Origin of the sequence: Reyranella sp., from assembly GCF_965227665.1 — a bacterium.
Lineage (GTDB): Bacteria > Pseudomonadota > Alphaproteobacteria > Reyranellales > Reyranellaceae > Reyranella.
This window is the reverse complement of the sequence record NZ_OZ245767.1, coordinates 4,384,764-4,398,254: the sequence shown is the minus strand read 5'-3', so window position 1 is coordinate 4,398,254 and position 13,491 is coordinate 4,384,764. Positions and strand designations below refer to the sequence as shown.

Here is a 13,491-nt window from a genome sequence, read left to right as displayed (position 1 = left end):
GCTCCCGATCGGCTATGAGCAGGGCCGATGAAGCACAAGCGTCTCCTGTTCTCGGGCATCTTCGCAGCCCTGCTCGTGGCGGTCACGGTGGCCGGCCTCGAACTGTTGAGTTCGTTCGTCGTGCCGCCCTGGCCGGCGCGCGAACTGCGACCGATCGAGGTCTCCAACGCGTCGGTCGCCAGCACGCTCACCGGCACACAGCCGGTTCCGACCTACAACAGCTGGGGCATGCGCGACCGCGAGCATCCGCTGGAGAAGCCGCCCGGGACATTCCGGACCGTCCTGGTCGGCGACAGTTTCCTCGAAGGCGCGTTCGTCGAGGAATCGGTCGGCATGAAGCTCGAGGAGCTGTGGCGATCGGAAGGCCACCGCGACTGGGAGGTGGCCACCCTCGGGATCTCCGCGACGGGTCCCCCCCAATACTACTACCGCATCCGCAACATCGCCCTGTCGCTGCAGCCCGATGCACTGGTCCTCATGTTCTTCTCGGGCAACGACTTCGTGTTGGATGCCCTCTCGCCATGGCGCATCCCGCCGTTCATCGCCGAGCGCCCGCAGCCGTCGTGGCTCAGTGCGGTGGCGCCCCGTCTGACCTGGCTGCTGGTGAACCGGCTCGGCCTTTCGGAGTTCGGTCGGGGCAACAAGGCGCCGCCGGACGAGGCACAGAAGATCATCAAGATGCCGCGTGCCGATCGCCTCGACGCGATGGTGAGGCTGGTCAAGACCTACTACTACCCGGACAAGGACGAGAAGGTCATTCGCGAGATCCTGTCGCGCGGCGGCGACAAGTTCTGGGACCGGCTCGAACCGCGAGCCCGTGACGAAGAATACATTCAGGCCTGGTGGCTCGCCAGCATGGTGGACTGGGAGACCGCGAACTGGACGATCCCGCTCACTCCGGCGGAACTTGAACAGTCCGTGGACAAGAAGGCGATCGCCGCGACCCTGACCTGGCTGCTCGGCGCCCGCGACCTAGCGCGCGAACGCGGCATCGAGTTCGTGATTGCCCTCGCACCGGTCGGCATCGTCGATCCCAGTTACGCCGAGTTCTGGGCGCCCTGGCCTAAATACATGAGCTATCCGAAGCAGCGCGCGCTCATGCACCGTATCCTGCGCAAGGAGCTGGAAACCCAGGGCATCAAGGTCGTCGACCTGGAAGACGATTTCCAGGGCGTGCCGAACACTTACCGGGTGTCCGACGGCCACTGGACCGAGCTCGGCACCGAGATCGCGGCCAAGCGCCTGGCGGCCGCGCTCGGGAAGATGCGGGAGGCTCGCTAGAGCCTCCCGTCGAACGGCATCAGGCCGGTGTGAACATCGGCAGCGGCGGACCGCCGTCGGTCGGCTTGAAGACCACCGTCACCGGCTGATCGCACTTCAGCTTGTCGAAGTCGCAGTCGACGATGTTGGTCAGCATGCGCGGACCTTCGGCCAGGGTGACGTAACCGATCGCGTAGGGCACCGGCGCGCGGCGCATCACGCTGTAGGAATAGATCGTGCCCTTGCCCGACGCCTCGACCCATTCGGTCTTGTCGCTGAAGCAGAACGGGCAGATCGTGCGCGGATAGTGGTGCGCCTGGCCGCAGCTCGTGCACTTGCGCACCAGCAGCTTGCCCTTGCCGGCGGCGTCCCAATAGGCCTGCGTCTCCTCGCTGATGGCGGGCGGCGGCAGCTTGCGTTCGTTGGTCTCGGCCATGGTCTACTCTCTCTCCAGGATGACGGTCGCGCTGCCGTGGCGCAGGCCGAGCGAGCCGCCCGTGCCGTGCGCGATCGCCAGATCGCAGTTCTTCACCTGCACCTTCGGGTGCGCCTCGCCGCGCAACTGGCGCACGGCCTCCAGCACCTTGGTGAGGCCGCCACGGTTGGCGGGATGGTTGTTGCACAGGCCGCCGCCATCGGTGTTGAACGGCAGCTTGCCGACGCCCGAGATCAGGTTGCCGTCGGCCACGAAGGCGCCGCCCTTGCCCTTCTCGCAGAAGCCGAGATCCTCGAGCTGCATCAGCACCGTGATGGTGAAGCTGTCGTAGATCGAGGCGTACTTCATGTCGGAAGGCTTGACGCCGGCCTCGGCAAAAGCCGCCGGGCCGGTGAAGCGCGCGCCCGAATAGGTGAGATCGACCTTGCCGCCCATCTGCGTCTTGACGAACTCCGACGCCCCCAGCAGCTTGACCTTCGGCCGCTTGAGCTTGGCCGCGATCTCCGGCGCCACGACGACGATGGCGCCGCCGCCATCGGTGATGACGCAGCAGTCGAGGCGGTGCAGCGGATCGGAGATCATCGGCGAGTTCACGACCTCCTCGACCGTGACCACGTCCTTCAGCAGCGCGTGCGGATTGTACTGCGCATGGTGCGAGGCCGCGACCTTGATCCAGGCGAGCTGCTCGGAGGTGGTGCCGAACTCGTACATGTGACGCATGGCACAGTTGGCGTACATGTTCACGACCGTCGGGCCGTAGGGGAACTCGAACGGATCGTCGGGGGTCGGCGTGCCGCCGCGGCTGCGCGGCACGGTGCCGGTCGCCATGCCCTCGGCGCGCGGCCGGCCGGCCAGCGTGATCAGCGCCACCTTGCACTTGCCCGAAGCGATCGCCTCGGCGGCGTGGCCGACATGCAGCACGTAGGACGAGCCGCCGGTGTCGGTCGAATCGACGTGACGGACCTTGAGGCCCATGTACTCGACCATGGACATCGGGCCGAGGCCCGGCGCGTCACCCGCGCAGAAGTAGCCGTCGACATCGTCCTTGGTGAGACCCGCATCCTCCAGCGCGCCCTTGGCGCACTGCGCGTGGATCTGTGCCAGCGAGATATCCTTCGCGAGCCGCGTCGGATGCTCGTAAATTCCGGCGATATAGGCCTTGCCCTTGATGCTCATCGGCGAGCCATCCCCCTTGTCGATTGTGCAGCGCACATGGTGGGGGATCGGAGCCTCACAGGAAAGTGCGCACTTTCGCAGCGAAGAACGATGCTAGGCTCTGCGAAACGGCCGGGGAGCGAACGCCACATGATCTTCCGTCTTCTTTTCGTAACCCTGGCGGCGGTCTTCGCCGTTGCGGGCGCCGCGCAGGCCCAGGGCAAGGCCGAGCTTCTCTGGTACAGCCAGGCCGCGTTCAAACTCACGACACAGAGCGGCAAGGTCATCATGATCGACCCCTGGATCATGGGGGCGACCCGGATCCCGCCGGAGCTGAAGGACCTCGACAAAATCGGCAAGGTCGACCTGATCCTGGTCACGCACGGCCATGGCGACCATCTCGGCGATGCGATGGAAATCTCCAAGAGGAACAATGCGCCGATCTGGGCTCCGGCCGGCCTCAACCAGACGCTGGCCACGCTCGGCCTGATGCCCGCCAACCTCGTGCCGCGCATGAGCAAGGGCGGCACCATCGAGCCCTTCCCCGGCGTGAAGATCACCATGGTCCATGCCGACCATTCCTCGGAAATGGTCCTGAAGGACCCGGTCACTGGCAAGGATACGAGCTTCGCCGCCGGCGAGCCCTGCGGTTTCATCATCGAGCTCGAGAACGGCTTCAAGATCTACCACATGGGCGACACCGGCCTGTTCGGCGACATGAAGCTGATCGGCGAATACTACAAGCCCGACCTCGTGCTGATCCCGATCGGCGGCCACTATGTGATGGATCCGAAGGCCGCCGCCTATGCCACCAAGGAGCTGATCAAGCCCAGAATGGCCTGGCCGATGCACTATGCCAGCAACCCGTTCCTCAGGGGGACACCGGCCGAATACAAGGCGGCGTTGGGCCAGACCTCGATCGAAGTGATCGACGCCGCGCCGGGCACCCAAAAGCAGTTCTAGGCTCAGGCGATGTCAGGTCCAGCCGAGGAAGAAAATCGGAGCTTAAGAAGAATCCCGTCGTCTCGACCGGAGCACCGAAGGTGCGAAGCGGAGAGACCTTCCCTCAACTAAAAGCCGGCAAATGGCAGAGAGAAGGTCTCTCCACTCCGCGCTACGCGCTGCGGTCGAGACGACAGATATTCGAGTCTTGAGACTCAAGTCATCCGTTTTTAGTCGTCACGTTCGAGGACGGCTTCCCACACCGACTTGGGGTGATCGTACCGGTCGATCACCTTTTCCTCGACGCTGATCGGGTGCCAGCCGTGAGCGAAGAGCCGATCGACGGAATCGCGATCGAAGAAACGCTTAGGTGCGCCGTCGACCAGATAGAAGTTTCGTTCAATCTCTGGATGACCAACGGCGCCGAAATGGTGGTCGTTTGTCGAATTGAGTCGGCAAAGCAGCACCCCATCAGGGCGCAGTGCGGTCCACACGCGTTTGACCAGCGTGGAGGTTTCAGGCCAGTCGAAGTAGTGCAGCGACAGGCTGGCAACGACGACACCGACGCTGCCCGGCGTGAGCGGGAACGGCGCGCGAATGTCCTGGCAATGGATCTCGGCCTCGGGCACGCGCCTCCGAGCATCGGCAGACGCTTCGGGTGACAACTCGATCGCAACGACGCGATGCCCGGCAGCGGCGAGCGTGGCGGTGTCGCGACCACCGCCACAGCCCAGCTCCAGGACTGGCTGCCCACCTGCCCGTCCGGCGATGAGCGCCAGCCAGCGTGCAAGCCATGGATCGCCCGCCAAGCGTCAGTCGCCTGCGACGTCGCGCGCGCCGGGCGTGCGGGCGCGGAATTCCTCGGGGGCTTCGCGGCCGGCGTCGGTGAAGGCTTTCTTCACCGCGGCCACGTTGGGGCCGAAGATGCCCTTGCGGTTGTCCTTGGCCCACTGGTTGGAATTGACGATCGTGTCGAGCGAGCCCTGGAAGCGCGGCATGACATAGCGCGCAAACAGTTCGTAGGAACGCAGGATCTGCTCGCGCGTCGCCCATTCGTGGGCGCGGAACAGGACGCCGCCGAAGCCGCCGTTGGAAAAGCCCAGCAGGCGCTCGATGCCCTTGGCGACCGTGTCGGGGCTGCCGACGAGGGTCGTGCCCATCTTCACCCCGTCGCGCAGCGGGTCGTCGGCGCGGCCGGGTGGGCGGCCCAGCGTGTCCTCGAAATAGGTTACCGTCTCGCGGCGCTCGCCGGCATGGACCTCGCGCAACGCCTGCTCGTCATCCTCCGTGACATGGCAGTTCACCACGACGCGCCACTTGCTGCGGTCCGCCGTCTTGCCGTGCTTGGCCGCGGTTTCCTCGTAGATGCCCCACTGCTTGCCGAGCATCTCCGGCCCGCCCGGGATGCCGGCGCCGATCGACAGGACACCCAGCCCGTGCTTGCCGGCGGCGATCATGCCCGAGGGCGTGATGGTGCTGGCGCAGGCGATGGGGAAATGCGGATAGCTGTAGGGCGCGAGATGCAGCCGCGCCTCCTTCAGCTCGAACCAGTCGGTCTTCATGGTGACCGGCTCCTTGCATTCGAGCAGGCGCATGATCGCCTCCAGCGCCTCCTCCATGCGGGGCCGCTGGGTCGAGGGATCGATGCCCATCATGTAGGCGTCCGACGGCAGCGCGCCCGGGCCGCAGCCCAGCATGGTGCGGCCGCGCGACATGTGGTCGAGCTGCACGAAGCGGTTCGCGACCATCAGGGGGTGGTGATAGGGCAGGCTGGTGACGCCCGAGCCGAGACGGATGTAGCGCGTGCGCTCGATGGCGGCGCCGATGAAGACTTCCGGCGACGCGATGGTCTCCCAGCCGGCGGAATGATGCTCGCCGATCCAGGCCTCGTCGTAACCCAGCTCGTCGATCCACTCGATCAGCTCCATGTCGCGCGCCATCGAGAGCGTCGGGTTCTCCCCCACGCGATGGAACGGCGCCAGGAAGATGCCGAACGTAAGTCCCTTGTGATTACCGGTCTGTGCCATGGAAGTCCTCCGTCACCCGCGACGGTAGCATGCGCGCGACGTTGACCGCAGCACCGGCTTGCGCAGATCATCGCGCAATGTCCGAGGCATCCTCCCTACCTCTCGCGCGCTTCACGATCGTCGAGGTCAACGACGCAAAAGTGCCGCTCTGCCTGCGTCTTGCGACGTCGCTTGCCGCGAAGATCGCGGCCGATCTCGGCGCCGACGTGCTGAAGATCGAGCCGCCTGAGGGCGATCCGGTGCGTCGTGCGCCGCCCCTGCTGCCGCAGGGCGGAAGCGCGCTGTTTCAGTTCCTCAACACGTCGAAGCGCTCCCTGGCGCTCGACCTCTCGAGTGAGTCGGGCCGCACTGCGCTCGCCGGTCTGGTCGACAAGGCCGATGTCGTTCTGTTCGAGGAGCCGGCTTCGATCGCGGCATTGCTGCGTGCAGGCAAGGCGACACCGGTCGAGATCGCCGCCTTCCCCATCGAGATGGATGCCGCCCAACGACCGGTCAGCGAACTCGCGATCCAGGCCTTGGGTGGGTTGATGCACATGATCGGTGAACCCGAGCGCAAGCCGCTGAAGCTCGGGGGCCATCAGGCTTCCTATGCCGCGGGCCTCACGGCCTTCACCGGACTCATGGCGGCGCTGGCGGCGCGCGATGTCGGACGCCGGGCGCCCTCGGTGCGCGTGTCGCTTGCGGAGGTCATGCAGTGGGTGAACTGGAAGGCCGCATCCGGCGCCGCCGCGTCAGGCACCTCGCCCGGCCGCGAGGGCCAGAACTCGGAGTTCCAGGTCCTGCCCTGCCGCGACGGACATGTGGCCGTCGTCTACACCATCACCCAGTGGCCAGCGACACGCACGCTGATTGGCGATGCGCGGCTCGACGATCCGAAATTCAGCACGCGAGCCGGCCGGCGTCAGAACATCGCCGAACTCTATACAGCGCTCGCGCCGTGGTTCGCCGACAAGACCCGCGAGGACATCCAGAAGGCGGCGCAGGCCAAAGGGGTGCCGTTCGGCCCGATCTTCTCGCCGGCCGAGCTGCAGCAGACGGAGCAATACGTGGCCCGGGGCTTCCTGGCCGACATGGCCCATCCGACCGAGGGCACCCTGCGCCTGCCGCAGCTTCCCGTGCAGTGGAATGGGCGCTCCTTCGCGCCGCGGCCCGCGCCGGAGCTCGCGCCATGAGCGGGCGTCCCCTCGCCGGCATCCGCGTGCTCGACTTCGGCCTGCTGACGGCGGGCGCGAATACCTCGGCCATGCTGGCCGATCTCGGCGCAGACGTGATCAAGATCGAATCTGGCGCCTATCTCGATCCCTTCCGCGTCATCGGCAAGAGCGACAACGACGAGGGCTGGTGGAATCGCTCGCCGCAGTTCCGCTTCACCAACCGCAACAAGCGCGAGCTGACGCTGAACCTCAAGGATCCCGAGGGCCAGCGCGTCATCCGCGAGCTGGCCGCGAAGTGCGATGTCGTGGTCGAGAACTTCCGGCGCGGCGTGCTCGATCGCGCCGGCCTGGGCTACAAGGAGCTGAGCGCCCTCAATCCGCGTCTGGTGTTCGCCGCCATCTCCAGCCAGGGCGACACCGGCCCCGAGCGCATGAACGTGTCGTTCGGCAGCACGCTCGACGCCACGTCGGGCATCGCCTCGCTGACCGGATACGAGGGCGAGGAGCCGCGCATCTCGGGCATGGACGTGAACTATCCCGACCAGATCGTCTCGCTGTTCGCCACCGGCATCGTCATCGCCGCCGTCACCGAAGCGCGCCGCAGCGGCAAGGGTGCCTTCCTCGATTTCTCCCAGCGCGAGGTCGCCTCGTTCACCCTGGGCGAGGAGATCCTCGCGGCTTCGGCCGATCCGAACCATCGGCTGGCGCCACGCGGCAATACCGAAGCGGGCGTGGCGCAGCAGGACTCCTATCAATGCGGCGACGGCAAATGGCTGGCCGTGACCCTCAACACTCCCGATCCGTCGATGGCGACCTTCTGCGCCGGCAAGGATCGTGATGCTGCACTGAAGGCACTGCTGACCAAAGGCATTTCCGCAGCGCCCTGCCTCGACGGCAACGACCTGCTGCGCGACACAGCGCTCCAGGGCGTCACGCTGGTGCGCGACGAGAAGGGTGGCCTCGTGAAAGGACTACCCTACCGGCTCGACGGCACGGGACTCACCATCGAGCGGCCCGCTCCCGATCTCGGCCAGCACACCGACGACGTGCTGCGCGAACTGCTGGGCTACGACGATGCCCGCCTGAAGCAATTGAACGACAGCGGCGTGACCTCGACCACGCCCACCATCGGAGAGGTTTGAGTCATGCCGCGCGCCGAAGTGCACAAATTGATGGAGCGCCTGGCGATCCCCGCCATCGCCGCCCCGATGTTCCTGGTCTCAAATCCCGCACTGACCCTGGCATGCTGCGGTGAAGGCCTGATGGGCAGCTTTCCCGCCCATGGCACGCGCAGCCGCGAGGAGTTCCAGGCCTGGCTCGACGAGATGGTCGAGGGCATGAAGCGCCTGGAGGATGCCGGCAAGAAGCCGGCGCCCTGGGCCGTGAACCTCGTCGTCCACGCCTCCAATCCCCGCTACCAGGGCGACCTCGAACTGGTCGAGAAGTACAAGGTGCCGGTGGTGCTCACCTCGAAAGGCGCGCCGGGCGACGCCATCAAGCGCATCCATGGCTGGGGCGCCGTCGCCCTGCACGACATCGCCAACCGCCGCCATGCCGAAAAGGCGCTGGAAGCCGGCGTCGACGGCGTGATCGCGGTGGCGGGCGGCGCCGGCGGCCATACCGGCACCATCAACCCCTTCGCGCTGATGAACGAGGTGCGGCAGTTGGGCGACAGCTTCGCGGTGGTGCTGGCCGGCGGCCAGACGACGGGCCGCGACGTGCTGGCGGCCGAGGCGATGGGCGCCGACCTCGCCTATATCGGCACGCGGTTCATCGCGACCCAGGAAGCGATGGCCGCGCAGGCCCACAAGGACATGATCCTGGGCACCCGCGCCACGGACGTGTTCCTCACCGCCTCGATCGACGGCGCGCCGGCCAACTGGCTGACGCCCAGCCTGCTGGCCGCCGGCATCGACCTCGACGTGCTGCGCACGACCCTGCCCGGCAAGATCGTCGGCGCGCAGGAGAACAAGAAGCGCTGGAAGGACATCTACACGGCCGGCCACGGCGTCGGGAACATCGACGACGTGCCCGCCGCCGCCGACCTCGTCCGGCGCCTCGTCGGCCAATACCGCGAGGCGAAGTCTGAAATGGCGCGCGCGCTGGCCGGTCGCGTCGCAGCGTAGACGGTGGGCGCCCCCCTGCTCTAGGTTTCGGCTCCAGAGTTTCGAGGGGGTATCCGCGTGAAGACAAAGGCAGCCGTCTGTTTCGAGGCCGGCAAGAATCTCGAGATCGAGACCGTCGATCTCGAAGGGCCGAAGTTCGGCGAGGTCCTGGTCGAGATCAAGGCGTCGGGTGTCTGTCACACCGACGAGTTCACGCGGTCCGGCGGCGATCCCGAGGGCCTGTTCCCGGTGATCTTCGGCCACGAGGGCGCGGGCGTCGTGGTCGATGTCGGTCCGGGCATCGTGTCGCTGAAGAAGGGCGATCACGTGATCCCGCTCTACACGCCGGAATGCCGCCAATGCAAATCCTGCGTCTCGGGCAAGACCAACCTCTGCACCTCGATCCGCGCCACGCAGGGCCAGGGCGTGATGCCCGACGGCACCTCGCGCTTCTCGTTCAAGGGCAAGAAGATCCATCACTACATGGGCTGCTCGACCTTCTCGAACTACACGGTGCTGCCCGAGATTGCCCTGGCCAAGATCCGCCCCGACGCGCCGTTCGACAAGGTCTGCTACATCGGCTGCGGCGTCACGACGGGCATCGGCGCCGTCATCAACACCGCCAAGGTCGAGGCTGGCGCCAATGTCGTGGTGTTCGGCCTGGGCGGCATCGGCCTCAACGTGCTGCAGGGGGCGCGCATGGTCGGCGCCAACATGATCGTCGGCGTCGATCTCAACCCGGCCCGCGAGGCGCTTGGCCGCCAGTTCGGCATGACCCACTTCGTCAATCCGAAGGACCTCGGCGACAAGGACCTGGTCGCCCACCTCGTCGAGCTGACGGACGGCGGCGCGGACTACAGTTTCGAATGTGTCGGCAGCACCAAGCTGATGCGCCAGGCGCTGGAATGCTGCCATCGCGGCTGGGGCAAGTCGGTCATCATCGGCGTCGCCGGCGCCGGGCAGGAGATCGCGACGCGCCCGTTCCAGCTCGTCACCGGCCGCACCTGGATGGGCACCGCCTTCGGCGGCGCCAAGGGCCGCCGCGACGTGCCGAAGATCGTCGACTGGTACATGGACGGCAAGATCGACATCGACTCGCTGATCACCCACACGATGCCGGTCGAGAAGATCAACGATGCCTTCGACCTGATGCACAAGGGCGAGTCGATCCGCAGCGTCGTCACGTTCTGATCTTTCCCGTCCCGCTGCCGCGTTCCGGAGGAAGCCACGCCATGACCGTGCGAAAGCTGGGCGGAGCCACCATCGAGAAGGTCGAGGAAATCTGCGGTCCGGGTTTCAAGCCCGGCCGCATGTTTCCGAAGTTCGACCAGGAAGCCTTCGATGCCCAGAAGGGCTGGATGGTGCCCGAGCACGTGCAGGAGGGCAGCGACCGGCTGATCGGCTCGGTCCATACCTGGGTCGTCAAGACACCGAAGCACACGATCCTGATCGACACCTGTCTCGGCAATCACAAGCAGCGCCACAATCCCGGCTGGAGCGGCCTCGACACACCGTTCCTCGACCGCCTCAAGGCCTGCGGCTGTGCGCCCGAGTCCGTCGACTTCGTGATGTGCACGCACCTGCATGTCGACCATGTCGGCTGGAACACCAAGCTCGAAAATGGCCGCTGGGTGCCGACGTTTCCCAATGCCAAATACCTGTTCGCCAAGCGCGAATACGCCCACTGGGAGAGCGAACGCAAAGAGCAGGGCGAAGGCAAGGTGAACGACGGCTCGTTCGACGATTCGGTGCTGCCGATCGTCGAGGCCGGTAAGGCCGTGATGATCGAGAGCGACCACCAGCCCGACCCGCTGCTCACCATCCGGGACTATCCCGGGCACACGCCGGGCTCGATCGCGATCAACCTGAAGGACCAGGGAAAGCAGGCCTGCTTCTCAGGCGACATCATGCATCACCCGATCCAGGTCTATCACCCCGACTGGTCGAGCCAGTTCTGCTGGGACCAGGCGATGTCGGCCGTCTCGCGCCGCAAGCTTCTCGAGGACTGCGTCGAGAGCAACGCCCTGCTCTGCCCCGCCCACTTTCCCGGCGCCAATGCGGGCTACGTCAGACCCGAGGGCAATTCCTTCAAGATCGAGTGGGACCGATGACCCGACGCTTGGCTGGAATCGCGTGCCCCCAGCAGGACGCATCATGAAGCTCGAACCGCTGCTCGACGGACTCTCCTTCGGCGAAGGCCCGCGCTGGCGGGACGACCGGCTCTATTTCTCCGATTTCTATGTCCACCAGGTCCGCACCGTCGACGAAAGCGGCAAGACCGAGACGATCGTCGAAGTGCCCGGACAACCCTCCGGACTGGGCTGGCGCCCCGACGGCACGATGCTGATCGTCAGTATGACCGACCGCCGGCTGATGCGCTTTGCGGGCGGCAAGCTTACCGTCGAGGCGGAGCTGGGCGGGATCGCGACCGGCCTGTGCAACGACATGATCGTCGATACAAAGGGCCGCGCCTATGTCGGCAATTTCGGCTTCGACCGGCACGCCGGTGAGAAGCCGCGCCCCGCCGTGCTGGCCCGCGTCGACCCCGACGGCTCCGTCCATGCGGCGGCAAACGAACTGATGTTCCCCAACGGCACCGTCATCACACCCGACGGCAAGACGATGATCATCGGCGAAACCTTCGCCAAGCGTCTCACGGCCTTCGACATCGCCGATGACGGCACCTTGTCCAACCGGCGCGTCTGGGCCGAGACGCCGACCTGCAATCCCGACGGCATCTGCCTCGATGCCGAGGGCGGCATCTGGGTCACCGGCGCCTTCACCCATCACATGATCCGCGTGCTCGAAGGCGGCAGGGTCACCCACGATCTCGATCTCGGCGAGCGCGCGGCCTATGCCTGCATGCTGGGCGGCAAGGACCGCCGCACTCTGTTCGTCGTGACCAACAGCGGCAGCGGGCCCGCCATCGCCGCGAAGAAGGACGGCCGCATCGAGACGATGCGCGTCGACGTGCCCGGCGCCGGCCTGCCCTAGGAGGAAATGGTGAAAGGTCCCGAGGACGATGCCGGTCTGGCCGGCAAGGTGGCGATCATTTCCGGCGGCGGCGCGGCCGGCGACGGTATCGGCAACGGCCGCGCGGCGGCGATCCTGCTGGCCCGCGCGGGCACCCACGTGCTGGTGGCCGACCGCGACCTGAAGCTCGCCCAGCGCACCGTCGAGATGATCCAGGCCGAGGGCGGCCAGCATGCCGCGGCCCATGCCGGCGACATGACGCAGGAGGCCGAGTGCAAGCGGCTGGTCGATGCCGCGGTCGACCGCTGGGGACGGCTCGATTTCCTCGACAACAATATCGGCATCGGCAGCCGCGGCTCGGTCGTCGAGGAGAAGCCCGAGGACTATCGCCGCGTGATGCAGGTCAACGTCGAAACGATGTTCCTGCTCTCCAAGCATGCGATCCCGGCGATGATCAAGACGGCCAAGGGCGGCTCGATCGTGAACATCTCGTCGATCTCGGCGCTGCGGCCGCGCGGTCTCACGACCTACACGACCTCCAAGGCCGCCGTGATCGGCCTCAGCCAGGCAATGGCGGTCGACCACGGCCGCGACGGCATCCGCGTAAACTGCATCTGCCCCGGCCCGGTCTACACGCCGATGGTCTATGCCCGCGGCAACGGCATGAGCGAGGCCGCGCGCGCCCAGCGCGCCAGGGCCTCCGTGCTCAAGACCGAGGGCACGGGCTGGGACGTCGGCCACGCCGTGCGTTTCCTGCTGAGCAACCATGCTCGCTACATCACCGGCCAGGTGCTCGTCGTCGACGGCGGTGTCACGCTGCAGGGGCCGGAACGCGATTCACAGGATCACTGAAGCAACCAACCAATAAGGGAGAACAACCAAGATGGCCCGCCTGCCCTATCTCGAGCCCGACCAGGTCGCACCCGAGTATCGCGACATGCTCAAGCGCAACACCAACCTGCACAAGCTTCTGGTCAACTCGCCCGACATGGCGCGGGCCTTCAGCGGGCTTGGCGGCTACATCCGCTTCAAGAGCAAGCTCGATCCCCGCCTGCGCGAACTCGCCATCCTGCAGGTCGGCTGGCTGGAAAAGTCGGAATACGAATTCACCCACCATGTGAAGATCGGCAAGGAATTCGGTGTCACCGACGAGGACATCCAGGCCCTGATGGCGGAGACCGAAGGCAAGCCCTCGACGCTCGAGCCGCTGGCCAAGGCGATCCTGAAGGGTGCGCGCGAGATGGTGAAGGACCTCGCAATGTCCGACGCGACCTTCGCGGAGATCAAGAAGGAGCTGTCCGACGAGCACATGACCGACCTCGTGCTCACCATCGCCTTCTACTGCGCCGTCGTCCGCGTGCTCGCCACCATGAAGATCGACAACGAGCCGCAGTACAAGGAAGTGCTGAAGCAGTACCCGATCCCGGGAGTGAAGTGAC

At 66.2% G+C, this 13,491-nt stretch carries 14 protein-coding genes; 10 read left to right on the top strand and 4 right to left on the bottom strand.

Going from position 1 to position 13,491, the window contains the following annotated elements; all coding sequences use genetic code 11:
- Positions 1-27 precede the first annotated feature (27 nt).
- Complete coding sequence (locus ACO07I_RS21270) at positions 28-1,281, top strand: alginate O-acetyltransferase AlgX-related protein (RefSeq protein ID WP_422010858.1); 1,254 nt, start codon at positions 28-30, stop codon at positions 1,279-1,281.
- Positions 1,282-1,300: 19 nt separating this feature from the next.
- Here the strand turns inward: ACO07I_RS21270 and ACO07I_RS21265 are convergent, their stop codons facing one another.
- Both ACO07I_RS21265 and ACO07I_RS21260 read right to left on the bottom strand, forming a co-directional pair.
- On the bottom strand, positions 1,301-1,696 hold the full coding sequence (locus ACO07I_RS21265) for a Zn-ribbon domain-containing OB-fold protein (RefSeq protein ID WP_422010856.1): 396 nt from the start codon (positions 1,694-1,696) through the stop codon (positions 1,301-1,303).
- A 3-nt stretch (positions 1,697-1,699) separates the two neighbouring features.
- The gene (locus ACO07I_RS21260) at positions 1,700-2,872 is read right to left on the bottom strand and encodes a thiolase domain-containing protein (RefSeq protein WP_422010854.1); all 1,173 of its coding nucleotides are present in this window, start codon (positions 2,870-2,872) and stop codon (positions 1,700-1,702) included.
- 129 nt (positions 2,873-3,001) lie between these two features.
- Between ACO07I_RS21260 and ACO07I_RS21255 the strand changes: the two genes are divergently transcribed.
- Complete coding sequence (locus ACO07I_RS21255; protein WP_422010852.1) at positions 3,002-3,814, top strand: metal-dependent hydrolase; 813 nt, start codon at positions 3,002-3,004, stop codon at positions 3,812-3,814.
- 209 nt (positions 3,815-4,023) lie between these two features.
- Here ACO07I_RS21255 and ACO07I_RS21250 read toward each other — a convergent pair whose 3' ends face one another.
- Both ACO07I_RS21250 and ACO07I_RS21245 read right to left on the bottom strand, forming a co-directional pair.
- Positions 4,024-4,602, bottom strand: coding sequence for a class I SAM-dependent methyltransferase (locus tag ACO07I_RS21250; RefSeq protein WP_422010850.1), 579 nt, complete (start codon positions 4,600-4,602; stop codon positions 4,024-4,026).
- Between the two features lie 3 nt (positions 4,603-4,605).
- Positions 4,606-5,820, bottom strand: a complete 1,215-nt coding sequence (locus ACO07I_RS21245; protein WP_298310324.1) for an LLM class flavin-dependent oxidoreductase — start codon at positions 5,818-5,820, stop codon at positions 4,606-4,608.
- Between the two features lie 77 nt (positions 5,821-5,897).
- Here ACO07I_RS21245 and ACO07I_RS21240 point away from each other — a divergent pair, with 77 nt between their 5' ends.
- The 8 genes from ACO07I_RS21240 to ACO07I_RS21205 are packed head-to-tail and all read left to right on the top strand — an operon-like array spanning position 5,898 to position 13,490.
- The gene (locus ACO07I_RS21240) at positions 5,898-6,992 is read left to right on the top strand and encodes a CaiB/BaiF CoA transferase family protein (RefSeq protein WP_422010848.1); all 1,095 of its coding nucleotides are present in this window, start codon (positions 5,898-5,900) and stop codon (positions 6,990-6,992) included.
- Positions 6,989-8,116 carry a CaiB/BaiF CoA transferase family protein gene (locus ACO07I_RS21235; protein ID WP_422010846.1) on the top strand — a complete coding sequence of 376 codons (1,128 nt, stop codon included), beginning with the start codon at positions 6,989-6,991 and terminating at the stop codon, positions 8,114-8,116. The genes ACO07I_RS21240 and ACO07I_RS21235 overlap by 4 nt, the downstream gene beginning before the upstream one ends.
- Before the next feature lie 3 nt (positions 8,117-8,119).
- Positions 8,120-9,100, top strand: coding sequence for an NAD(P)H-dependent flavin oxidoreductase (locus tag ACO07I_RS21230; protein WP_422010844.1), 981 nt, complete (start codon positions 8,120-8,122; stop codon positions 9,098-9,100).
- 57 nt (positions 9,101-9,157) lie between these two features.
- Complete coding sequence (locus tag ACO07I_RS21225; RefSeq protein ID WP_422010842.1) at positions 9,158-10,270, top strand: S-(hydroxymethyl)glutathione dehydrogenase/class III alcohol dehydrogenase; 1,113 nt, start codon at positions 9,158-9,160, stop codon at positions 10,268-10,270.
- A gap of 41 nt (positions 10,271-10,311) precedes the next feature.
- On the top strand, positions 10,312-11,190 hold the full coding sequence (locus ACO07I_RS21220) for an MBL fold metallo-hydrolase (RefSeq protein ID WP_422010840.1): 879 nt from the start codon (positions 10,312-10,314) through the stop codon (positions 11,188-11,190).
- 43 nt (positions 11,191-11,233) lie between these two features.
- A complete protein-coding gene (locus ACO07I_RS21215; protein ID WP_422010838.1) occupies positions 11,234-12,073 on the top strand; it encodes an SMP-30/gluconolactonase/LRE family protein in 840 nt (279 codons plus the stop codon).
- 9 nt (positions 12,074-12,082) lie between these two features.
- Positions 12,083-12,904, top strand: a complete 822-nt coding sequence (locus ACO07I_RS21210; protein WP_422010836.1) for an SDR family NAD(P)-dependent oxidoreductase — start codon at positions 12,083-12,085, stop codon at positions 12,902-12,904.
- 31 nt (positions 12,905-12,935) lie between these two features.
- Positions 12,936-13,490 carry a carboxymuconolactone decarboxylase family protein gene (locus tag ACO07I_RS21205; RefSeq protein WP_422010834.1) on the top strand — a complete coding sequence of 185 codons (555 nt, stop codon included), beginning with the start codon at positions 12,936-12,938 and terminating at the stop codon, positions 13,488-13,490.
- The last annotated feature ends 1 nt before the right edge of the window (position 13,491 follow it).

What these genes read in the sequence shown, in the direction of transcription:
- ACO07I_RS21270 (WP_422010858.1), top strand. Translation starts at nt 28, where the DNA reads ATGAAGCACAAGCGTCTCCTGTTCTCGGGCATCTTCGCAGCCCTGCTC.
- ACO07I_RS21265 (WP_422010856.1), bottom strand. Translation starts at nt 1,696, where the DNA reads ATGGCCGAGACCAACGAACGCAAGCTGCCGCCGCCCGCCATCAGCGAG.
- ACO07I_RS21260 (WP_422010854.1), bottom strand. Translation starts at nt 2,872, where the DNA reads ATGAGCATCAAGGGCAAGGCCTATATCGCCGGAATTTACGAGCATCCG.
- ACO07I_RS21255 (WP_422010852.1), top strand. Translation starts at nt 3,002, where the DNA reads ATGATCTTCCGTCTTCTTTTCGTAACCCTGGCGGCGGTCTTCGCCGTT.
- ACO07I_RS21245 (WP_298310324.1), bottom strand. Translation starts at nt 5,820, where the DNA reads ATGGCACAGACCGGTAATCACAAGGGACTTACGTTCGGCATCTTCCTG.
- ACO07I_RS21240 (WP_422010848.1), top strand. Translation starts at nt 5,898, where the DNA reads ATGTCCGAGGCATCCTCCCTACCTCTCGCGCGCTTCACGATCGTCGAG.
- ACO07I_RS21235 (WP_422010846.1), top strand. Translation starts at nt 6,989, where the DNA reads ATGAGCGGGCGTCCCCTCGCCGGCATCCGCGTGCTCGACTTCGGCCTG.
- ACO07I_RS21230 (WP_422010844.1), top strand. Translation starts at nt 8,120, where the DNA reads ATGCCGCGCGCCGAAGTGCACAAATTGATGGAGCGCCTGGCGATCCCC.
- ACO07I_RS21220 (WP_422010840.1), top strand. Translation starts at nt 10,312, where the DNA reads ATGACCGTGCGAAAGCTGGGCGGAGCCACCATCGAGAAGGTCGAGGAA.
- ACO07I_RS21215 (WP_422010838.1), top strand. Translation starts at nt 11,234, where the DNA reads ATGAAGCTCGAACCGCTGCTCGACGGACTCTCCTTCGGCGAAGGCCCG.
- ACO07I_RS21205 (WP_422010834.1), top strand. Translation starts at nt 12,936, where the DNA reads ATGGCCCGCCTGCCCTATCTCGAGCCCGACCAGGTCGCACCCGAGTAT.